The sequence below is a fragment of the Streptomyces sp. f51 genome (assembly GCF_037940415.1).
GTDB lineage: Bacteria > Actinomycetota > Actinomycetes > Streptomycetales > Streptomycetaceae > Streptomyces.
Genome location: NZ_CP149798.1, coordinates 2,471,486 through 2,493,898 on the forward strand (window position 1 = coordinate 2,471,486; position 22,413 = coordinate 2,493,898).

Here is a 22,413-nt window from a genome sequence, read left to right on the forward strand (position 1 = left end):
CCCAGGGGCCCGCCTCGAAATGTGGGGAATCCATGCGCAAGTACGCCATCGGCGCCGTCGTCTCCGGCGCCCTGGCCGTGTCCGCCCTGGCCGCGCCGTCCGCTTCGGCCGCCACACCGGACCTCTCCTTCTCCAACGCGGTCGTCAACAACGGCAAGGCCATCGTCGTCGGCACCAGCGGTGTGGTGAACGTCCCGGTCAGGTTCACCCTGGTCCACCCGGTCGGCGTCGTCCTCAACAACATGTCGGACAACGTCGTCACCGAGGGCTCGGCCAACATCGCGGGCATCGCCCTGTACCGCGGGAGGACAGTCGCGAAGGCGGTGAACGAGATGGAGCCGGACCAGGCCCCGAAGTGCACCCCGACGACGACGACCGCCACGACGGTCACCGAGTCGTGCACCGAGGTCATCGCCCTCGCCCCCGAGGACTACCTGTACGAGGCGGCCGACGCGGGCACCTGGAAGGTCGCCGGCTTCTACGGCCACGTCAGCCTGGACAGCGACGACGACGGCAACCACGTCAGCTTCGACTACGGCTACGACATGTGGGGCATCCCGGGGACCGCCCAGGTCAAGCGCGCCGCCAAGCTCTCCGTCAACGCCGGTCCCGAGCCGGTGAAGAAGGGCGGCACGCTCACCGTCAAGGGCGCGCTGACCCGCGCCGACTGGAACACCGGCAGGTACACCGGCCTCAAGGGCCAGCCGGCCGCCCTCCAGTTCAAGGCGAAGGGCGCCACCGCCTACAAGACCGTCAAGACGGTGACCTCGGGCACCGCGGGCGCCCTGAGCACCACGGTCAAGGCCACGACCGACGGCACCTACCGCTACACGTTCGCAGGCACGACCACCACAGGCACGGCCACGGCCACGGGCGACTACGTCGACGTGAAGTAGCGGACCCGGCCTCTCCCGGCTCCGCCCCGGAATCGCCCCCGCCCCGGACGAACTCGTCCACCGCGGGGGCGACTTCGTTTCGGCCGGCCCTCGCTCCGCCCCCTCCGGACCGGCCCGCAGGCCGGTCCGGCACAACGCCACCCAGATAACGACTCCGTCGCCTCGGTGGCGTTCTCTCTTGACGGGTTCGCCCCGTCCGGCCTACTTTCCTCGCACGGCAATAGGAAACTTTCCTAACAATGATCTCGCGGTGGACTTCTCGAAGACCTCCCTGGGAAGCTGGTCGGTCGAGAAGGGCAGGTGGCGACAGACATGGCAGGTTCCGCCGGAACGCCGGGCACTCCGCGCGTCCTGCGCGCGATGAACGACCGCGCCGCCCTAGATCTGCTGCTCGCGCACGGCCCACTCTCCCGGACCCGGATCGGCAAGCTCACCGGCCTGTCCAAGCCCACCGCCTCGCAGCTCCTGGCCCGCCTGGAGGCCGCAGGACTCGTCCTGGCCACCGGCACCAGCGAGGGACGGCCGGGCCCCAGCGCCCAGCTGTACGAGGTCAATCCGGGTGCCGCCCACGCGGCCGGACTCGACGTCACCCCCGAGCGCGTCCTCGCCGCCGTCGCCGACATCACCGGCCGCACGGTCGGCACGTACGAACTGCCCACCCCGGGCCGCCGCCCCGCCCAGCCCGTCGTCCGCCAGGTCACCGAGGCCCTCGACGGCGCGGTGAAGGCCGCCGGGCTCGCCCGGGACGACGTCCGCCGCCTGGTCATCGGCACCCCCGGCGCCTTCGACCCCAACACCGGCCGGCTGCGCTACGCCTCCCACCTGCCCGGCTGGCACTCCTCGGCCCTCCTCGACGAGCTGGCCGCGGCCCTGCCGATGCCCGTCGAGTACGAGAACGACGTCAACCTCGTCGCCATCGCCGAGCAGCGGCTCGGCGCCGCCCGGGGGCACGAGGACTTCGTCCTGCTCTGGAACGAGGGCGGTCTCGGCGCGGCCCTCGTCCTCGGCGGCCGGCTGCACCGCGGCTGGACCGGCGGCGCGGGCGAGGTCGGCTTCCTGCCGGTGCCCGGCGCGCCCCTGGTCCGCCAGGTGACCCGGGCCAACAGCGGCGGTTACCAAGAACTCGCCGGCTCCCAGGCCATCCCCCAGCTGGCCCGCGAACTCGGCATCACGGACCTGCCCACGGGCCCGTACGCCGAGGTCGCGGCCACCGCCGTCGAACGGGCCGCCGCGGTCGACGCGGGCCCGTACCGGCAACTGCTCCAGAGGTACGCGACCGGGCTCGCCACCGGTCTGGCCTCCCTCGTCTCCGTGCTCGACCCCGAACTGGTGGTCCTCAGCGGAGCCTCGCTCACCGCGGGCGGCGAACCGCTGCGCGCCCTGGTCCAGGCCGAACTGGAGGAACTGGCCGCGTCCCGGCCGCGCCTCGTCGTCGGCGACGTCCGCGAACACCCCGTGCTGCGGGGCGCGTTGGAGAGCGCCCTGGCAGCGACCCGCGACGAGGTCTTCGACACCTCCCGCTGAACCCGCCCCGAGTCCCGACTCCTCCGACGCCCCGAACCCCGACTCCTCCGACCCGCCCCGGGCCCGTGCTTCCCTCGCCCCGCCCGGGCCCGCACCGTCCCGTGTCCCGCCCCGTCCCTCGCAGGGAGATCTCGCCATGCCCGGAATGTCCCGAAAGGCGGCCGTCGCGCTCGCCGCCTCCGCCTCGATAGCCCTCCTCGCCACCGCCTGTACCGGACAGTCCGACAGCGGCGGAGGGGACGACGCGTCCAAGGAGCAGACGATCAACTTCTGGCACGCCTGGAGCGCGCCGAACGAGGTCAAGGCCGTGAAGTCGCTGGTCGCGGGCTTCGAGAAGGCGCACCCCAACATCCACGTGAACATCGTCGGCAACATGACCGACGACAAGATCAACCAGGCGCTGCGCGCGGGCGGCGACAAGGCCCCCGACGTGGTCTCGTCCTTCACCACCAACAACGTGGGCAAGTTCTGCTCCTCCGGCGCCTTCGTCGATCTGAACCCCTTCTTCAAGAAGGCCCACATCGACCCCGAGACGACGTTCCCGAAGGCGATGAACGAATACACCCAGTTCGACGGCAACCGCTGCACGGTGCCGCTCCTCGGTGACGCGTACGGGCTCTACTACAACAAGGACGCGTTCAAGAAGGCCGGGATCGCCTCCCCGCCGAAGACCTGGTCCGAGTTCGAGACCGACGCCAAGAAGCTGACGATCACCAAGGGCGACTCGTACTCCCAGCTCGGCTTCATGCCGGACTACCACGGCTGGGAGTCCACCACCGAGCACTACTTCGGGCAGTTCTCGCCGACGTACTTCGACAGCAGCGGCAAGTCGAACATCGCCAAGGACCCCGCCTTCGCGGCCGGGTTCACCCTCCAGAAGAAGCTGGTCGACGAACTCGGCGGCTTCAAGAAGCTGGAGACCTACCGCTCCAAGCTCGGTGACGAGTGGGGCCCCAAGCACCCCTTCCACACCGGCCAGGTGGCCATGCAGCTCGACGGCGAATGGCGGCTCGGCATGGCCGAGGAGGCCAAGCCCGACTTCGAGATCGGCGTCGCCCCGCTGCCCGTCCCCGACGACCAGGCCGACCAGTACGGCAAGGGCTACATCACCGGCACGATCGCGGGCATCGCGTCCACCAGCCACAAGCAGAACGCGGCCTGGGAACTGGTGAAGTACATGACCACGGACACGGACGCGGTGGTCGGCTTCGCCAACGGCATCCACAACGTGCCCTCGACGCTCGCGGCCCTCAAGTCGCCGAAGCTGACGTACGACCCGCGGTTCAAGACGTTCCTGGACATCGCCTCGAACCCGAACTCGACGACGACCCCGGCGTCCATCAACGGCGGCACCTACCTCGTGACGATCCAGCAGTTCGGATACGACTACGAGAGCGGCAAGTCCACGGATCTGAAGGCGGGCCTCGCGGCCACGGCCCGGCAGATCGACACGGACATCGCGCAGGCGAAGTAGCCGCCCGGACATGAGTACTGTCACGCTCGCCTCCAAGCGCCGCAGGTCGGCGCTGCGGACGCTCGCCTTCATGTCGCCGTGGCTGATCGGCTTCGCGGTCTTCTTCGCCTACCCGCTGATCTCCACCGTCTACTTCTCCTTCATGCACTACGACGGCTTCAAGCCGCCGACGTGGAGCGGGACGAAGAACTGGCGCTACGTCTTCGAGAACTACCCGCTGTTCTGGCCCGCGCTGCGCAACACCCTGTGGCTGGTGCTGGTCATGGTGACCCTGCGGGTGCTGTTCGGGCTCGGCGTCGGACTGCTGATCACGAAGATCAAGACGGGCACGGGTGTCTTCCGCACCCTCTTCTATCTGCCCTACCTCGCCCCGCCGGTGGCCGCCACCATGGCCTTCGCCTTCCTCCTCAACCCCGGCACGGGGCCGGTCAACTCGCTCCTGGAGAAGGCCGGCATCACGGCACCCGGCTGGTTCAACGACCCCGCCTGGTCCAAGCCCGCGCTGACCCTGCTGGCCCTGTGGGGCATCGGCGACCTGATGGTCATCTTCATGGCCGCGCTCCTTGACGTGCCCACGGAGCAGTACGAGGCCGCCGAGCTGGACGGCGCCTCGGCCTGGCAGCGCTTCCGGTACGTCACGCTGCCGAACATCTCGCCCATCGTGATGTTCGCCGTGGTCACCGGGGTCATCCAGACCATGCAGTACTACACGCAGCCGCTGATCGCCGGGAAGGTCGCCTCGGGCGTCATCCAGGGCGCCGGAACGCAGTTCGAGCCCGGCTATCCCGACAAGTCGACGCTCACCCTGCCCCAGCTCGTCTACAACCTCGGCTTCCAGCGCTTCGACTACGGCTCCGCCTGTGTGGTCGCGCTGGTGCTGTTCGCCCTGTCCATGGTGTTCACCGCGTTCCTGATGCGGCGCCGGGGCGGTCTCATCCAGGCAGGTGACTGACCGATGACCCAAGTACTCGACAAGCCCGTGGAGTTGGCGAAGGCCGTCTCCCCCGCCGAACGCACCGCTCGCCGCAGGGCCTTGCTGGAGTGGGTCGCGGTCCACTCCCTCGGCGTCGCGACCGCCCTGTTCTTCGTCCTGCCCTTCGTGTTCGTGTTCCTGACCTCGCTGATGAGCGACACCCAGGCACTCAGCCGGGACCTGATCCCGCACACCTGGGAATGGGGCAACTACAGGAAGGTCTTCGACACCCCGGGCTTCCTCACCTGGTGGAAGAACACCCTGCTGTACGCCGGATTCGGCACGGTCCTGACCGTCGTCTCGTCGATCCCCGTCGCCTACGCCCTCGCCAAGTTCCGCTTCCGGGGCCGGAATCTGTCCCTGATGCTGGTCATCTCGATGATGATGCTGCCGCCGCAGGTCGTGATCATCCCCATGTACCTGTTCTGGGCGAAGCAGCTGGACCTGTCCGGCACCCTGTGGCCGCTGATCATCCCCATGGCGTTCGGCGACGCGTTCTCCATCTTCCTGCTGCGCCAGTTCCTGATGACCATCCCGAACGAGTACCTGGACGCCGCCAAGGTCGACGGCTGCGGGGATCTGCGGACGCTGCTGAAGGTCGTCCTGCCGATGGCGAAGCCGGGGATCGCGGCCGTCGCGCTCTTCCAGTTCTTCTACGCCTGGAACGACTACTTCGGCCCGCAGATCTACGCGTCCGAGAACCCGGGCGCCTGGACGCTGAGTTACGGCCTGGAGTCGTTCAAGGGCGCGCACCACACCGACTGGAATCTCACCATGGCCGCGACCGTCCTGGTCATGGCCCCCGTGATCCTCGTGTTCTTCTTCGCGCAGAAGGCGTTCGTCGAAGGCGTCACGCTCACCGGAGTGAAGGGTTAACCATGAAACTCACCGTGGTCGGCGGAGGGTCGACCTACACCCCCGAACTCGTCGACGGCTTCGCCCGGCTCAGGGACACCCTGCCCGTCGAGGAACTCGTCCTCGTCGACCCGGCCGCCGAACGCCTGGAACTGGTGGGCGGTCTGGCCCGCCGGATCTTCGCCCGCCAGGGCCACCCGGGCCGGATCGTCACCACCTCCGACCTGGACGCGGGAGTGGAGGGCGCCGACGCCGTGCTCCTCCAGCTGCGCGTCGGCGGCCAGGCCGCCCGCGAGCAGGACGAGACCTGGCCGCTTGAGTGCGGCTGCGTCGGCCAGGAGACGACCGGCGCGGGCGGCCTCGCCAAGGCGCTGCGCACGGTTCCGGTGGTGCTGGACATCGCCGAACGCGTCCGCCGCACCAACCCGGACGCGTGGATCATCGACTTCACCAACCCGGTCGGCATCGTCACGCGCGCCCTGCTCCAGGCCGGCCACAGGACCGTCGGCCTGTGCAACGTGGCGATCGGCTTCCAGCGGAAGTTCGCCGGGCTGCTCGGGGTCTCCCCCACCGACGTCCATCTCGACCACGTGGGCCTCAACCACCTCACCTGGGAGACCGGTGTGCGTCTGGGCGGGCCCGAGGGCGAGAACGTCCTGCCCCGGCTGCTCGCCGAGCACGGAGACGCCGTCGCCGCGGACCTGCGGCTGCCCCGCTCCCTGGTCGAGCGCCTCGGCGTGGTCCCCTCGTACTACCTGCGCTACTTCTACGCCCACGACGAGGTGGTCGAGGAGCTGCGCACCAAGCCCTCCCGCGCCGCCGAAGTGGCGCAGATGGAACGGCAGTTGCTCACCATGTACGGCGATCCGGCGCTCGACCGCAAGCCGGAGCTGCTCGCGAAGCGGGGCGGCGCGTACTACTCGGAGGCGGCCGTCGACCTCGCCGCCGCGCTGCTCGGCGGGGGCGGCAGCCCCTACCAGGTGGTGAACACGTACAACCGGGGAACCCTGCCGTTCCTGCCGGACGACGCGGTGATCGAGGTGCAGGCCGCGGTGAACGCCAAGGGGCCCGCCCCGCTGCCGGTGCCGGCCGTGGACCCGCTCCAGGCGGGCCTCATGGCGAACGTGACCGCGTACGAGGATCTCGCCCTGGAGGCCGCCCTGCGCGGCGGGCGCGACCGGGTCTTCCGGGCCCTGCTCGCCCACCCCCTGGTCGGCCAGTACGCCCTGGCCGACACCCTGACCGACCAGCTGATCGCGCACAACCGGGAGCACCTCGCGTGGGCATGACGTCGACGGAAACCGGCGCCGGGACGGCCGCCGGGTCCTCTCCCGCGGACACCGCGTCCGATCCCGCGGGCCTCGTCCTGGCCATCGACGCCGGGAACAGCAAGACCGATGTCGCCGTCGTGGCCGCGGACGGCCGGGTGACCGGCACCGCGCGCGCGGGCGGGTTCCGGCCGCCTGCGGTGGGCGTCGAGACGGCGGTGGACGTCGTCGCCGACGCGGTGCGGCGGGCCTTCGCCGAGGCGGGCGTCACCTCGGTCGGCCATGTCTCCGCCTGCCTCGCCAACGCCGACCTCCCGGTGGAGGAGGAGCAGTTGGCGGCGGCGCTGCACGCGCGCGCCTGGGGCGCGGGGGTGGAGGTGCGCAACGACACCTTCGCGATCCTGCGGGCCGGGATCGCCGAGCCGCGCGGTGTCGCCGTGGTCTGCGGGGCCGGCATCAACTGCGTCGGCATGCGGCCCGACGGCGAGACCGCCCGCTTCCCCGCCATCGGCCGCATCTCCGGTGACTGGGGCGGCGGCTGGGGGCTGTCGGAGGAGGCCCTGTGGCACGCGGCCCGGGCCGAGGACGGCCGGGGCGGGGCGACCGACCTGGCCCGCACCCTGCCCGCGCACTTCGGCCTTGACTCCATGTACGCGCTCATCGAGGCACTGCACCTGGAGCGCATCCCGGGCGCGCGGCGGCACGAGCTGACCCCGGTCCTGTTCGCCACGGCGGAGGACGGCGACCCGGTGGCCCGGGCGATCGTCCACCGGCTCGCGGAGGAGGTGGTCGCGATGGCGACGGTGGCCCTGAACCGCCTCGGCCTGCTCGCCGAGGAGACCCCTGTCCTCCTCGGCGGCAGCATCCTGGCCGCCCGTCACCCCCTGCTCGACGACCGCGTCCACGAACTCCTGGCCGCCCGTGCGCCCAAGGCGGTCCCCCGGGTGGTCACCGCCCCGCCGGTCCTGGGCGCGGCACTCCTGGGCCTGGACCACGTACGGGCCGCGGGCGAGATCCACGCGCGCGTACGGGCGTTCTACGAAGGGGGCTGAGAGGCCCGCGGGACCGACGGCGCCGAGGGGGCGCCCGCGGCTCCCGGAGCGCCGTGACCTGGCACGCGGGGGCGGGAACCAATCGGATCCGGAACACGTGTTCATGAGAAGGGGGGTGGCGCGGGGGAAGCGTGCTGCGCCGTGATCCGAACAAGATCCAGGCAAGGCCTGTGCGGATGCCGGTACGGGCGGCGATACTTGCCGCCGTGCACGTACGCCGCCGGCCGCGCCTCCCGCGTCCGCGGTGGGCGTGACCGAGCGGAAGACCATGGGGGAGGTCGACAGTGACACACCCGCCGAAGGGCAGCGCGGCACCACCGGGGCGGGGCGCGCCGACGATGCCGGCCGTTCCGGCACAGTCCGGTTCCCCCCGTCCCCCGGACGGATCTCCTTCGCCCCAGGGCGGGTTCGGCGCCCCGCGGAGCGCTCCCCCCGCCGTGCCCGGCCCCGGCGCGGCCCCGCGGCGCACCGCGTGGGCGGAGGGCGTGGACCGGCTGCGCGCCGCGGCGACGACGGAACCGGGGCGGCTGCGGATCATCGGCGCCCTCCTCGCCCTGCTCGTCGTCGCGTTCGGCGCGGTCACCGCCTGGCAGATGACGGAACGTTCGGCCGCCGCCGACAACGTGCTGCACCGCAGCCAGCCGCTGAGCGCGAGCGCCGCCGACATCTACCGCTCGCTCGCCGACGCCAACACGGCCGCCTCCAGCGGCTTCCTGGCGGGTGGTCAGGAGACCCAGGAGACCCGCGAGCGCTACGAGCAGGACATCAGGACGGCCGCCGCGAAGCTGATCACCGCGGCCAACAGCTCCCAGGCGGGCTCGCCGTCGGCGAAGACCATCTCGCAGCTGAACGAACTGCTGCCCGAGTACAAGGGCCTGATCGAGCGGGCCCGTGCCAACAACCGCCAGGGCTACCCGCTGGGCGGCGCGTATCTGCGGTACGCGAACGACGTCATGCAGCGCCAGATGCTCCCCCGGGCCGAGCGGCTCTACCAGCGCGAGAACCAGCGGCTGAACGCCGACTACGCCGACGCCGAGCCCTACCCGTGGGCCGCGATCGCCCTCGGTCTCCTCGCGCTCGCCGCCCTGGCCTGGGCCCAGCGCCGCAACTACCGCCGTACGAACCGGGTGCTGAACCAGGGCATGGCCGCCGCGACCGCCGCGTCCCTGGTCGTGCTGCTGTGGCTCACCGTCGGGCACACCCTCGCCCGGTCCGGGCTCGACGAGTCCTACGACCACGGGGTCCGTTCCCTGAACGTGCTGCACGACGCCCAGATCGCGTCCCTGAAGGCACGGGGCAACGAGAACCTCACCCTGGTCAGCCGGGGCGCGGAGACCAAGGCACTGGCCGACCACAAGACCGTGGACCTGTACGACTACAACTTCGACCACGACATGAAGGCGCTCACGCAGCACCTCGCGGACGCGGCCGGCCTCGCGGACGACAGCGCGGGCAAGAAGCCCGTCCAGGGCGCGACCGCCAACATGGAAGTCTGGAAGCACCGTCACGCGGAGGCCCGCAGGGCCGACGACGACGGCAAGTACCAACTGGCACTCGACCGGGTCATCGGCTCCGCCGACAAGAAGCCCACACGGGTGTGCTTCGACGGCGTCGACTCGAACCTGAGGGACGCGCTCACGCACGAGCAGGACGAGTTCCAGCGGGCGGCGGGCGACGGTCTGGGAGCCATGACCGGCCTCCCGGTCGGCGCGGCGGTCCTCGGCGTGCTGGCCGCCGCGGGCGCGGTGCTCGGGATCGGCCGCAGGCTTTCGGAGTACCGGTGAGAGGGGGAACGGCGATGATCGCACGACGGCTGAGGACGAGTCTGAGGGGCTGGGGCGGCGTGGGCGCGATGGCGCTCGCCTGTGCGACGGCGCTGATCCTCGCGCTGATGCTGCCGGACTCCGCCCGCGGGGACGGCGACACGGGCACCGGCGGGCCGGGCCTGGCCCAGGGCACCCAGGCCAGGGCCGAGAAGTGCGTCGACCCGCAGAACCGGAGCCTCGCCCCGTCGGGCGCGGACGGGGCGACGATCGACGCCATCAAGAACCGCAAGGACAGGAGGCTGATCGTCGGCGTCGACCAGAACAGCTACCACTGGGGCTACCGCGACCCGAACAACCCGAAGGCCGGCGGGGACCTGGAGGGCTTCGACATCGACCTGGTCCACGCGATCGCCAAGAACATCCTGGGCGACGAGAACGCCGTCCAGTTCCGGGCCATACCCACCAGCCAGCGCATCCCCGCGGTCCAGCACGGCAAGGTCGACATGGTGGTGCGCACCATGACGATCAACTGTGACCGGCTCCGCGACGTCACGTTCTCCGCGCCCTACTTCCAGACCGGCCAGCAGGTGCTGGCCCCGGTGAACTCCGCCATCACGGGGTACGACAAGAGCCTGGCCGGCAAGAGGATCTGCTCGGCGGCCGGATCCATCGCGAACGAACGGCTGGCGGCGGACCGGGACGCGGGCAGGCTCGCCTCCTCCGCCGTGGTCCTGCCGCCCGTGCCCAACCAGCTGGACTGCCTGGTGCGCCTCCAGCTCGGCGAGGCCGACGCGGTGGTGACCGACGGCGCGCTGGCCGCGAGCCAGGCCGCCCAGGACCCCACGGTCGAGCTCAAGGGCGCCGCCTTCACCACCGAGTACTACGGCGTGGCGATGAAGCAGGGTGCCGACGACCTGGTCCGGCGGGTCAACCAGGTCCTGGCCGACTACCGCAAGGACGGCTGGCGGCAGTCGTACGACAAGTGGCTCGCCCCGACCCTCGGGCCCGGCTCTCCCTCGGAGAATCCACCCGTCGCCCAGTACGGGCAATCCGCCTGATACGACTGGAGAGTTGACCGGCCGCACACACCGAGCGCGCCGGGAACGCACGAGAACGAGAGGTGATCGATGGGCGTCACGGGACCCCCCGGGCCGGTGATGGACCGGGACGAGGCGGACCGTGCGCTGGCGCGCCTCGGCGCGGAGCACGAGGCCATCGAGACCTCGCTCCTCGCCCTCCAGGACCACGCGGGCCGAAGACTCCTGGAGGGCGCGGAACTGACCGGCTCGACCCAGGAGCGCTGGGCGTCGGCGGAGGCGTCGATCACCCTGCTGTGGGCGTACTTCGACGCCTACTCGGACGCGCTGCGCTCCGCGCGGGACATCCGCTCGCGCCGGCGCTGGTCGAGCCGTGAGGACCTGGTGGAGCTTACGGAGCTGCTGCGCGGTTCGGGCATCACGGTCGCCGGTTCCACCACGGCCACCGCGAACGCGCCGACCCTGGCCGGCACCGGCAAGCTCAGCGAACGGTTCTCGCTCGCGGCCCTGGTGGACCGGATGAACGAGCTGTACGCGGCCTCGCTCGACATGGTCGTCACCGCGGACGCCGTCTGGTCCGCGCTGCCCGCCCGGATAGATTTACTGGCCGCGGAGCTCCAGCGCACCCGCGCGCTCGCGCACTCCGTGGGCGTGCGCCCCGGCGAGCACCCCTCGGGCGACGACCTGGAGCGGATCACCAGGACCCTGACCGCCCTGCGGGAGCGGGTGATCTCCGACCCGCTCGCCTTCTGGGTTCCCGCGCAGGGGAGTTCGGCCCCGGGCGGCGGGCGCCCGGACACCACGGCGTACGACCGTGAGGCGCGCGCCCTGGAGGAGGTGCGCCGGGAGATCGACGCGGTCCTGACCGTGCGCCAGGACGCCGAGGCGCGGCTGGTGAAGCTGCGGGACGTGCTCAGCCGTGCCGACCGCACCCTCGCCGAGGCGCGCAGTGCCCGCGGCGAGGTCCTCGCCAAGATCGCCGCGTCCGAGGTGCCGGCGGTCAGCGGTCCGCCGACGGCGCTCCAGGAGCAGCTCGCGACGGCCGCGGAGTACCGCAGGCACGCGCAGTGGCACCGCCTCTCACCGCTGCTGGAGGCGTTGGAGGAGAAGGCGGAGGACGAACTGCTGCGTGCGCGCGAGTCGTTGACGGCGGTCACCCAGCCGCTTGCGGTCCGCGCCGAGCTGCGCGGCCGACTCGACGCGTACAAGGCGAAGGTCGCCCGGCACGGCTTCGCCGAGGACCCGTTCCTGGTGGAGCGCTACGACGCGGCCCGGCGCATGCTGTGGAGCGCTCCCTGCGATCTGCGGGTGGCGGAGGAGGCCGTGCTGCGCTATCAGCGGGCGGCGGCCGAGCTGCTGAGCCCGCCGGTGCCGGAGCAGGGCGGACCTCATGACCGTGCGGACCGGAGGGGGCCCGACGCGTGAGCGGTGAAGGGATGCGGTGTGAGCGAGCAGCCGGTGAGTGAGCGGAAGTGCGGCCGGCCCGGCTGCGACGGGTCCTACGAGGACGTGGGCGGCGGCGAACTGTACTGCGACACCTGCGGCCTCGCCCCGGCCGAACAGCCGATCGGGTCCGCCCGGTCCACGAACACGCCCACGCCGGGCGCGGGCGAGCCGCCGGCGGGCGGGCCGAAGTGCGGCCGGCCCGGCTGCGACGGGTCCTACGAGGACGTGGGCGGCGGCGAACTGTACTGCGACACCTGCGGCCTCGCCCCGGCCGAACAGCCGGCCGGGTCCGCCCGGTCCACGAACACGCCCACGCCGGGCGCGGGCGAGCCGCCGGCGGGCGGGCCGAAGTGCGGCCGGCCCGGCTGCGACGGGTCCTACGAGGACGTGGGCGGCGGCGAACTGTACTGCGACACCTGCGGCCTCGCCCCGGCCGAACAGCCGGCCGGGTCCGCCCGGTCCACGAACACGCCCACGCCGGGCGCCGCGTCGTCCGGCTCCTCCGCGCGCGGTGCGGTCGGCCCGGACAGCGGCAGCGTGCGCGGCGGTTCACCCGCCAGTTCGCGCACGTCCTCGCGTACGTCCTCGCGCTCCTCGCAGTCGCGGCGTTCGGTCTCCGGCAGGCTGTCGCGGTCGTTGTCGGGCCGGTCGACGGGCCGGTCGGTGTCGGTGCGCAGCTCCGGTTCGACGGCGTCCTCCTCCGGGCGGGGCCGGCTGGGCGCCGGGCTCGTCGAGGTCCCGGGCGTGCCGCGGCCCGACCCGCGCGGGATGGTCCTGGAGAACCCGGAGGTGCCCGAGCGCAAGCGGTTCTGCTCGCGCTCCGACTGCGGTGCCCCGGTGGGGCGTTCGCGCGGCGAGAGTCCCGGCCGCACCGAGGGTTTCTGCACGAAGTGCGGCCACCCGTACTCCTTCGTGCCGAAGCTGCGCACGGGTGACATCGTGCACGGCCAGTACGAGGTGATGGGCTGTCTGGCGCACGGCGGGCTCGGCTGGGTGTACCTCGCCGTGGACCGCGCGGTGTCCGACCGCTGGGTCGTCCTGAAGGGCCTGCTCGACACCGGCGACCAGGACGCGATGGCGGCGGCGATCTCCGAGCGGCGCTTCCTCGCGGAGATCGAGCACGCCAACATCGTGCGGATCTACAACTTCGTCGAGCACCTGGACCAGCGGACGGGTTCGCTGGACGGGTACATCGTCATGGAGTACGTGGGCGGCAAGTCGCTCAAGGAGCTCGCCAACGACCGCCGCACGGCGGACGGCAAACGCGACCCGCTGCCGGTGGAGCAGGCCTGCGCGTACGGCATCGAGGCCCTGGAGGCGCTCGGCCATCTGCACAGCCGCAATCTGCTGTACTGCGACTTCAAGGTCGACAACGCCATCCAGACCGAGGACCAGCTCAAGCTGATCGACATGGGCGCCGTGCGCAGGATGGACGACGACGAGTCGGCCATCTACGGCACGGTCGGCTACCAGGCGCCCGAGGTGGCCGAGGTGGGCCCCTCGGTCGCCTCCGACCTGTACACCGTCGCCCGCACGCTCGCCGTCCTCTCCTTCGACTTCCAGGGCTACACGAACGTCTTCGTGGACTCCCTGCCCGACCCGGACAACATCGAGGTCTTCCGCCAGTACGAGTCGTTCTACCGGCTCCTCGTACGGGCCACCGACCCCGACCCTGCCCGCAGGTTCGCCTCGGCCCAGGAGATGTCCGAGCAGCTGACCGGCGTGCTGCGCGAGGTGGTCTCGCTCCAGACGGGGCGGGCTCGGCCGGCGCTGTCGACCCTGTTCGGGCCCGAGACCAAGGTCACCGACACCGAGCTGTTCGGCAGGGCCGCCGAGGACGTGTCGAAGCTGGGGGCCCGCGCGGTCCCCGTACGGGCGAGGAAGGGCGTGCTCGCGCCGCCCGTGGGGGTGAACGGGGCCGGACCGCTGCCGCCCGGCCCGCCGGCCTCCGCCGCCCTGGTCAGACCCGTCCAGGCGGCTTCCACCGCGCTCGCCCTGCCCGTGCCGCGGGTGGACCCGGGCGACCCGAACGCCGGTTTCCTCGCGGGGCTCATCGCGTCCGCCCCCGCGGAGCTGATCGCCGCGCTGCGGGCGGCCCCCGCCCCTTCGCCCGAGCTGCGGCTGCGGGAGCTGCGGGCGCTGCTGGAGATGGGCGGGACGAGCGCCGCCGGGTCGGCCGTCGACGCGCTGGAGGCGGATCACCCGGACGACTGGCGTGTGGTCTGGTACCGCGGCGTCACGGCGCTGGCGGCCGGGGAGAACGAGATCGCGGCGCTGTCCTTCGACGCGGTCTACGACGCCTTCCCGGGCGAGCCCGCGCCGAAGCTGGCCCTCGGCGTGTGCGCGGAGGTGCTGGGCCAGCTGGACAACGCCGCCGAGTACTACCGGCTGGTGTGGACGACCGACCCCAGCTATGTGAGCGCGGCGTTCGGGCTGGCCAGGGTGCAGCTCGCGGCGGGGGACCGCCGTGGCGCCGTACGCACGCTGGAGTCCGTGCCCGAGTCGTCGATCCACTACACGGCGGCCCGCGTCGCCGCCGTACGGGCGCGGCTGCGGCAGCGGCCGGTCACCGAGACGGCGGCACCGTTCCTGGACGAGCTGACGGCGGCCGCCGGGCAGGTGGAGGCCCTCGACGGATTCGGTCTGGACGCGGTGCGGCGCGAGCAGTTGTCGACGGAGGTCCTCGGCTGCGCGCTGGACTGGGTACTCTCCGGTAGCCAGGGTTCCGCTCCGGCCTCCGGAGTGGGAACCGCGCTGCTCGGCAGCGAGTTGGACGAGCGTGGCCTGCGTTTCGGCCTCGAACGTTCGTACCGGACGCTGGCCCGGCTCGCGCGGGGCGGCGAGGAGAGGATCGACCTGGTGGAACGCGCAAACCGTTACCGCCCCCGGACGTGGGTGTGATTGATGTCCCAGATGCCCCAGCCGACGGCCCTTTCGCGGTGCCCCAGTTGCGAGGAGCCGCTGGAGGCGGCCGACCGTTTCTGCGGTGCGTGCGGCTATGACCTCTCGACGGTGCCCGCACCGCCGCAGGACCACCTGACGATCGCCCTGAACGGCGCCGCGTCCGGTCTCCCGCCGGCCGCCGCGTCCGTCGACTGGCCGCTCGCGGAGCAGCCAGGCAGCACGGACATGCCCCCGCCGGTGCACCGTGCCGCCGACATCCGGGGCACCGATTCGGGTGGTTCCGAACTGCCGCACCCCGAGCACCCCGAGCACACGGAGCGGTCCGAGCCCGCGGAGCACCCGGAGCACACGCAGGGCGATCCGGCCGGCATCCGGCCGCCCGCCCCGAGGCGGCCCTCGGGGCAGCCCACGGGTGTGCGGTTCGACAGGCCGTCGGAGCCCGACGAGTACCCGCTCGCGCCCCCGGCCGGCGGACCGGGCCGCGAGGTCCCAGCGGATCCTCGGACCGGAGACCTCCCGGCTCCCCCCGCGGGAGCCAAGCTGTGCGTGGCCTGCCGTGCGGGCCAGGTGGACACCGACGGCTACTGCGAGAACTGCGGACACGCGCAGCCACGGGAACGGGACCACATGGAGCAGGAGTTGGGCGCCGTCGCCGCGGTCAGTGACCGGGGGCTGCGCCACCACCGCAACGAGGACGCGTTCGCGGTCTCCTCGACCGCGCTGCCCGACGGCTCCCCCGCGGTCCTGGCCATCGTCTGCGACGGGGTCTCCTCCGCGACCCGCCCCGACGAGGCGTCGTTCGCCGCCTCCCACGCGGCGAACGAGGCGCTCCTCGCGGCGCTCCCGCTGGGCACCCATCCGCAGGCGGCCATGCACGAGGCGATCGTCGCTGCCTCGGAGGCCGTCAACGCGCTGGCGGGCCCGGACACCGCGCAGGGCGAGCACGCGCCGCACGTGAACGCGCCCGCCTGCACCATCGTCGGCGCCCTCGTGACGTCCACGCTGCTGATCGTCGGCTGGGTCGGCGACAGCCGTGTCTACTGGGTCCCCGCCGACCGCACCTCGCTGCCGGCCCGGCTCACCGAGGACGACTCGTGGGCCGCGCAGATGGTGGCCGCCGGTCTGATGAACGAGGCGGAGGCGTACGCGGACGAGCGGGCCCACGCGATCACCGGCTGGCTCGGCGCCGACGCCTACGAACTGGAGCCGCACACCGTCTCGTTCAAGCCGGACCGGCCGGGTGTGGTCGTGGTGTGCACCGACGGGCTGTGGAACTACGCGGAGACGGCGGAGGAGATGGCCGAGATCGTCCCCCTCGACGCCGCCGAGAGGCCGTTGCACGCGGCCCGGGTCCTGGTCGGTCACGCCCTGGACGGCGGGGGCCACGACAACGTAACAGTGGCCGTCATGCCGTTCCCCGCGCCCTCGCAGGGGGCAGGATCGGCCTGAGGCCGCGAACGAACGGGGGCGGCCGCGGACCGGAGGGGACCGGTCCGCATCCAGTCAGCACCTCCGCCGGGGGCGGAGGCCCGAGGGGGACACAGAAGGCATGGCCAATTTCTCGAAGTCGAACGTGCCGCAGTTCTCGGTCGACGTGTACCAGAACGAGTATCTGCCGGAGGGCGGCCGCGAGGTCAACGCGATCGTCACGGTGAGCGCGACCGGCGGCGGCACCGTCGGCAGCGCGGTCGCCGCGCCGCATCTGTACACGGCGGGCCAGGCACCGGACGCCGCCGTGGCGATCATGGTCGACTGCTCGGGGTCGATGGACTACCCGCCGGCCAAGATGCGCAACGCCCGCGACGCCACGGCCGCCGCGATCGACACCGTGCGCGACGGGGTCCACTTCGCGGTGATCGGCGGCACGCACGTCGCCAAGGAGGTCTATCCGGGCAACGGACGGCTCGCCGTGGCGGACGCGGCCACCCGCGACCAGGCCAAGCAGGCGCTGCGCAAGCTCAGCGCGGGCGGGGGTACGGCGATCGGCACCTGGCTGCGGCTCGCCGACCGGCTGCTGGCCTCGGCGGACGTGTCGATCCGGCACGGGATCGTGCTCACCGACGGCCGCAACGAACACGAGTCGCCCGAGGATCTGCGCGCCGCGCTGGACTCCTGCGCCGGACGCTTCACCTGTGACGCGCGCGGGGTGGGCACCGACTGGGAGGTCAAGGAGGTCACCGGGATCGCCTCGGCGCTGCTCGGCACCGCGGACATCGTCGCCGACCCCGCCGCCCTGTCCGCCGACTTCACGCACATGATGGAGACGGCCATGGGCAAGGAGGTCGCCGACGTGGCCCTGCGGGTGTGGACGCCGGTCGGCACCGAGATCAAGTTCGTCAAGCAAGTGGCGCCCACCGTCGAGGAGTTGACGGACCGTCGCACGGTGGCGGGACCTCGCGCCGGCGACTACCCGACGGGGTCCTGGGGCGACGAGTCCCGCGACTACCACGTGTGCGTCCAGGTCCCGACGGCCTCGATCGGGCAGGAGATGCTCGCCGCCCGGGTATCGCTGGTGATCCCGCACGGTGACGGCTCCGTGCAGAACCTCGGCGCGCAGGGGCTCGTACGGGCCGTGTGGACCGACGACATGGCCGCCTCGACGACCATCAACCCGCAGGTCGCGCACTACACGGGCCAGGCCGAACTGGCACAAGTCATCCAACAAGGTCTCGACCTTCGCAAAGCGGGAGATGTCGACGGAGCAACGGCCAAGCTGGGACGGGCCGTTCAACTCGCCGGAGCCTCCGGAAACGCCGATACCGCGAAACTCCTGGCGAAGGTGGTGGACGTGGTCGACGTCGCGGCAGGTACTGTGCGATTGAAAGCACGTGTCGCGGAGGCCGACGAGATGACCCTCGAGACACGGTCCACAAAGACTGTTCGTGTAAAGAAGTAGCGGGAAGCAGCGAGCCCGGTCCCGTTGGGATCCGGAGAAACCCGGTCATGACGACCGGAAAAGGAAGGGGGAAGCACCGACATGCCGACATGCCCGAACGGACACCAGTCGGGTTCCGACGATTGGTGCGAGGTCTGCGGCCACCGCATGGCCGGTGCCGTGCCCCCGCTCCCCCCACCGCCGCCGCCCGGCGCCGGCTACTACCCGGCGCCCGGTTCGCCGCCGCCCGCGCCCGGCTCCCGGTCCGGCGTCCCGGACCCCAACGCCGAACTCTGCCCGCAGTGCCGTACGCCCCGTGAGGGCGCCGCGCCGTTCTGCGAGGAGTGCCGGTGGAACTTCCTGACCAACACCGCGACGTCGTACACACCGGCGGCACCGCGCCCTTCGGCGGGCGCTCCCGGCGGTCCGGGCGGTCACGGCGGCGGCCTGGGCGGCCCTGGCGGGCAGTCTCCGTACGGCGGCCCCGGCGGTCCGGGTGAGCAGTCACCGTACGGCGGCCCCGGTGAGCAGTCTCCGTACGGCGGCCCCGGCGGCCAGAATCCCCCGCCCCGGTTCCCGCAGGCCGGCACGGGCCAGCCCGGCGGTCCGGGTGCCGGTGGCCCCGGTCACGACCCGTTCGAGTACCAGAGCTCGCGGCCCTCGCAGATGAACCGGCCCGCCGAACCGATCCCGCCGGGCCCGGGGGGATCGCCCTACGGGGGTCCCCAGGGCTTCGGCGGCGAGCCGTCACGGCAGCCGGCGCCGCCCGCGTCCGGTGGCCCCGGCGCGCCGCGGCAGGCCTACACCCAGCAGCCCTCTCCGCCGCCCTTCTCCCAGGGCGGAGCCCCGCAGCAGGGCGGCCCCGGGTCCGGCGGCCCCGGCTTCGGCGGCGGTGACGACGACTGGGTGATCACCCCGCCGTCGTCCGGCGCGCCCGGCGGTCAGGGTGGCCAGGGCGGTCAGGGTGCTCCCGGCGGCCCCGGGCAGGGCGGCTACGGCTACCCGCAGCCCGGCGCCACCCAGGCACCGCCCGGCCCCGGCTACCAGCAGCAGCCGCCTCAGCAGCAGTCGCTGTCCTGGAGCGCGACCATCGCTCCGGACCGTGAGTACTTCATGGCGATGATGCAGCGCTCCGGGCCCGAGGCCGCGGGCCTGAACCTGCCCGCGTACTCGCCGGAGCTCCAGCGCCCGCTCCTCGGCAACCAGATCACGATCGGCCGCCGCCGGCACTCCACCGGCGAGTCCCCGGACATCGACCTGTCGGTTCCGCCGGAGGACCCGGGCGTCTCGCACCAGCACGCGGTCCTGGTCCAGCAGCCGGACAGCACCTGGGCGGTCGTCGACCAGAACTCGACGAACGGCACCACGGTCAACGGCGGCGAGGAGCCCATCCAGCCGTTCGTGCCGGTCCCGCTCCAGGACGGCGACCGGGTGCACGTGGGCGCCTGGACGACCATCACGATCCGACGGGGCTGAGCACGCTCCTGCCGGGCCCGTCACCGCGGCCCGGCGGGCGCTGCCACGCCGCGCCTCTGTCCCGCCGCCGCCCCGCCGTGGCCCGGCTCAGGGCAGCGGCCAGGTGTACGGCCCCTCGGGGTCGTCCAGCCAGGCCCTGACGCCCTCCTCGCCGACCGTGATCCCGTACCGCTCGCGCTGCGGCTGCCCCTCGCGCTCCCACAGCGCGTAGGCGTCCCGCGGATCCAGCCGGCCCGCCGTCAGGGCGAGCAGGAAGCGGAACAGATCATGGGCGCGGGCCCGGCGCGGCACCCCGCCGGTCCGGGCCGGCTCCGGCTCCGGTCCGGACCGGGTGGCACCGCGCAGCGGCACGAAGAAGGCGGACGTGTGCAGGAAGCGTCCCTCGGCACGGCCGGGGGCCTCGACCTCCAGCGCGATCAGACCGGTGGCCAGCGGCGCCAGGACACGCGCTCCGGGGCCGCACTGGGCCAGCCAGGGGCGCGGGATCGTGGTCAGCGTGCAGGTGGCGATGATCCGGTCGAAGGGGGCGCGCTCGGGGACCCCGCGCGCTCCGTCGCCGGTGACGACGGTGGGGTGGTGTCCGGCCAGCGCCAGATGGTGCCGCGCCGACTCCGTGATCTCGACGTCCAGGTCGACCGTGGTCACCAGCTCGTCGCCCAGGCGGTACGCCAGCAGGGCCGCGTTGTAGCCGGTCCCCGCGCCGATCTCCAGGACGGCGTCCCCGTCCCGCACCTCCAGCTCGGCGAGCATCTTCGCCATCAGCGACGGCTGGCTGCTGGAGGAGACCAGTTCCCCGTCCCGCACCCGGGTCGCCAGCGGGGCGTCGGCGTACGCGCCGCGCAGCCAGCGGTCCCGGATCCGCGGGTCCGGGTCCTCGCCCCACAGCCGTTCGTAGCCGCCGGTGACGCCGATGTAGTAGTACGGCACGAAGAGGTGCCGCGGAACGGCCTCGAAGGCCTCCCGCCAGACGGGATCGCCCTCCCAGGCCCCGCTCCGTTCGATCTCGCGCACGAGGGCAGCCCGCGCCGGTTCGGCGGGGTCCCCGGGGCCGGTTTCGAGAGCGTGCGCGCCCATACCTCCACTGTGCTGCCGAACCCGCTCCGGGGCGAGCGCCGGACCGGCCGGCCCGGAGCCGCTCCGTCCGCTCCCGGTGTGCCCGCCGGTGCGCCTGCCGGTGCGCCGCTCGCGGGCCTGGCACGGGCCCCGCGTGCGTGGACCTAAGCCTTGAGTCCTCGGCCGCCCCGTCTGAGAACATGGGGGCGTGAAAGAGATTCGGCGCGGCACGCTTCAGGAGCAGACCTTCTACGAGCAGGTCGGCGGCGAGGAGACCTTCCGGCGCCTCGTGCACCGTTTCTACGAGGGTGTCGCCGGGGACCCGCTGCTGAAGCCCATGTACCCCGAGGAGGACCTGGGCCCGGCCGAGGAGCGCCTCACGCTGTTCCTGATCCAGTACTGGGGCGGCCCGACGACGTACAGCGAGAACCGCGGCCACCCCCGGCTGCGGATGCGGCACGCCCCGTTCAAGGTCGACCAGGCGGCGCACGACGCCTGGCTGAAGCACATGCGGGTGGCCGTCGACGAGCTCGGGCTCTCCGAGGAGCACGAGCACACGCTGTGGAACTACCTGACGTACGCGGCCGCCTCGATGGTGAACACGGCCGGCTGACCACCGCCTCCGGTGACCGGCCGCGCACGCCGGTCACCCGCGTGGGGTCAGTGGACGGTGACGCCCAGCGCCCCGAGTCCCGACCGGCGGACGGCGATCGACCCGAAGGGCGTCCGCAGCCGCAGCCAGGCCCCCGAGGAGTACAGCGCCAACGGACCGCCGTCCGGGCCCGCGTCGCCCGACGGGCGCTCGTCCGAGGACACCTGGCCCCCGGCGGAAAGGGCCGCGGGCGGCACGGGCCGCAGGAATCCCAGGGACTGCGCCGCGTGCGCGGCCCGCACGGGAAGTCCGGTGTCACCGACCGTCCGGGACCATATCTCCCGCCCCACCCGGTCGAGTTCGGCACGGGTGCGCAGTTCGGGCGCCAACTCCGCGGCGCGCGAACGGAATTCGGCCACCACGGCGGCGACCTCGGCCCGTACGGCGTCGGGGGCGGGCAGCCCCGGCTCCGGCCGCCAGCCGCCGCGGGGCGGCAGCACACCGGCCCACGGGGGTCCGGTGACGGCGGGCGGGACGGTGGCGGTGGCCGCCGACTCCTCGACGGACTCCAGCAGTTCACCCGCGGAGACGGTCACGTCGAGCGTGACGTCGAGCCCGTTCTCGTACGGCTTGGCGAGCCGTGCCGTACGGATCGCGAGGACCTCGAACGACGGCGGCCGGCCGAAGACCGCGAGCGTGGTGCCGTGCGCCTTGAGGCGCACGGCGGCCGCGCGGTCGTAGTGGACGAGCCGGGAGAGGAAGGCGGCCAGATCGGCCGCCTCCCCCGCGTCGGCGAGGTACAGGACGGTCATGCCGCGACGGCCTCGTCATCGTCGTCGCGGTACGACTCCAGGAAGTCGCGTTCCTCGGCCGTGATCCGGCGAGGGCGCTGGCGCTCGAAGTCGAACGGCACGATCACCGTCGACGCGGTGACGTAGACCTGGTCGGGGTCCTTGACCTCGTACGTGATCGTGAAGGACGCCGCACGGATCTGCGTCACCCAGAGCTCGATGTCCACCGGCGCGTGCCGGTGGACCAGCTGACGCTTGTAGTCGATCTCATGGCGCGCCACCACGGACCCCTGCTTGAAGTCCTTCTCCGGGCGGAACAGGAAGTCGATACGGGCTTCCTCCAGGTAGCGGAGGAACACCACGTTGTTGACGTGGCCGTACGCGTCCATGTCCGCCCAGCGCAGCGGGCAGCGGTAGATGTGCCGCAAGAT

General features: G+C 72.5%; 18 protein-coding genes. 15 read left to right on the top strand and 3 right to left on the bottom strand.

What is annotated here, in order from left to right:
* Positions 1 to 32: 32 nt before the first annotated feature.
* The 14 genes from WJM95_RS10875 (at position 33) to WJM95_RS10940 (ending at position 19,546) form a co-directional block, all read left to right on the top strand.
* A complete protein-coding gene (locus WJM95_RS10875) occupies positions 33 to 896 on the top strand; it encodes a hypothetical protein (RefSeq protein WP_339129387.1) in 864 nt (287 codons plus the stop codon).
* 312 nt (positions 897 to 1,208) lie between these two features.
* A complete protein-coding gene (locus WJM95_RS10880) occupies positions 1,209 to 2,420 on the top strand; it encodes an ROK family transcriptional regulator (RefSeq protein WP_339129388.1) in 1,212 nt (403 codons plus the stop codon).
* A 136-nt stretch (positions 2,421 to 2,556) separates the two neighbouring features.
* Positions 2,557 to 3,894 (top strand): ABC transporter substrate-binding protein, encoded by a 1,338-nt coding sequence (locus tag WJM95_RS10885; RefSeq protein ID WP_339129389.1) that lies wholly within the window; start codon positions 2,557 to 2,559, stop codon positions 3,892 to 3,894.
* A gap of 10 nt (positions 3,895 to 3,904) precedes the next feature.
* On the top strand, positions 3,905 to 4,846 hold the full coding sequence (locus WJM95_RS10890) for a sugar ABC transporter permease (RefSeq protein WP_339129390.1): 942 nt from the start codon (positions 3,905 to 3,907) through the stop codon (positions 4,844 to 4,846).
* Positions 4,847 to 4,849: 3 nt separating this feature from the next.
* On the top strand, positions 4,850 to 5,743 hold the full coding sequence (locus tag WJM95_RS10895; protein ID WP_339129391.1) for a carbohydrate ABC transporter permease: 894 nt from the start codon (positions 4,850 to 4,852) through the stop codon (positions 5,741 to 5,743).
* Positions 5,744 to 5,745: 2 nt separating this feature from the next.
* A complete protein-coding gene (locus WJM95_RS10900) occupies positions 5,746 to 7,011 on the top strand; it encodes a 6-phospho-beta-glucosidase (RefSeq protein WP_339129392.1) in 1,266 nt (421 codons plus the stop codon).
* Positions 7,008 to 8,042 (top strand): BadF/BadG/BcrA/BcrD ATPase family protein, encoded by a 1,035-nt coding sequence (locus tag WJM95_RS10905; protein ID WP_339129393.1) that lies wholly within the window; start codon positions 7,008 to 7,010, stop codon positions 8,040 to 8,042. The genes WJM95_RS10900 and WJM95_RS10905 overlap by 4 nt, the downstream gene beginning before the upstream one ends.
* Before the next feature lie 284 nt (positions 8,043 to 8,326).
* Positions 8,327 to 9,826, top strand: a complete 1,500-nt coding sequence (locus tag WJM95_RS10910) for a hypothetical protein (protein ID WP_339129394.1) — start codon at positions 8,327 to 8,329, stop codon at positions 9,824 to 9,826.
* A 14-nt stretch (positions 9,827 to 9,840) separates the two neighbouring features.
* Positions 9,841 to 10,866, top strand: a complete 1,026-nt coding sequence (locus tag WJM95_RS10915; protein WP_339129395.1) for a glutamate ABC transporter substrate-binding protein — start codon at positions 9,841 to 9,843, stop codon at positions 10,864 to 10,866.
* Between the two features lie 69 nt (positions 10,867 to 10,935).
* Positions 10,936 to 12,270, top strand: coding sequence for a hypothetical protein (locus WJM95_RS10920; RefSeq protein ID WP_339129396.1), 1,335 nt, complete (start codon positions 10,936 to 10,938; stop codon positions 12,268 to 12,270).
* Between the two features lie 18 nt (positions 12,271 to 12,288).
* On the top strand, positions 12,289 to 15,192 hold the full coding sequence (locus WJM95_RS10925; protein ID WP_339129397.1) for a tetratricopeptide repeat protein: 2,904 nt from the start codon (positions 12,289 to 12,291) through the stop codon (positions 15,190 to 15,192).
* A complete protein-coding gene (locus tag WJM95_RS10930) occupies positions 15,193 to 16,644 on the top strand; it encodes a protein phosphatase 2C domain-containing protein (RefSeq protein WP_339129398.1) in 1,452 nt (483 codons plus the stop codon). It abuts the gene before it with no gap.
* Positions 16,645 to 16,744: 100 nt separating this feature from the next.
* Entirely contained in the window at positions 16,745 to 18,091 is a 1,347-nt protein-coding gene (locus WJM95_RS10935; protein ID WP_339129399.1) for a VWA domain-containing protein, read from the top strand.
* An 81-nt stretch (positions 18,092 to 18,172) separates the two neighbouring features.
* Positions 18,173 to 19,546 carry an FHA domain-containing protein gene (locus WJM95_RS10940; RefSeq protein WP_339129400.1) on the top strand — a complete coding sequence of 458 codons (1,374 nt, stop codon included), beginning with the start codon at positions 18,173 to 18,175 and terminating at the stop codon, positions 19,544 to 19,546.
* Positions 19,547 to 19,633: 87 nt separating this feature from the next.
* Here WJM95_RS10940 and WJM95_RS10945 read toward each other — a convergent pair whose 3' ends face one another.
* A complete protein-coding gene (locus WJM95_RS10945; protein ID WP_339129401.1) occupies positions 19,634 to 20,620 on the bottom strand; it encodes a methyltransferase domain-containing protein in 987 nt (328 codons plus the stop codon).
* Positions 20,621 to 20,807: 187 nt separating this feature from the next.
* Between WJM95_RS10945 and WJM95_RS10950 the strand changes: the two genes are divergently transcribed.
* Positions 20,808 to 21,212, top strand: coding sequence for a globin (locus tag WJM95_RS10950; protein WP_037618889.1), 405 nt, complete (start codon positions 20,808 to 20,810; stop codon positions 21,210 to 21,212).
* 47 nt (positions 21,213 to 21,259) lie between these two features.
* Here WJM95_RS10950 and WJM95_RS10955 read toward each other — a convergent pair whose 3' ends face one another.
* Together WJM95_RS10955 and WJM95_RS10960 are read right to left on the bottom strand one after the other, a co-directional pair.
* The gene (locus WJM95_RS10955; protein WP_339129402.1) at positions 21,260 to 22,003 is read right to left on the bottom strand and encodes a hypothetical protein; all 744 of its coding nucleotides are present in this window, start codon (positions 22,001 to 22,003) and stop codon (positions 21,260 to 21,262) included.
* Entirely contained in the window at positions 22,000 to 22,410 is a 411-nt protein-coding gene (locus tag WJM95_RS10960; RefSeq protein WP_339129403.1) for a thioesterase family protein, read from the bottom strand. Before WJM95_RS10960 ends, WJM95_RS10955 begins: the two co-directional genes overlap by 4 nt.
* Between the last annotated feature and the right edge of the window lie 3 nt (positions 22,411 to 22,413).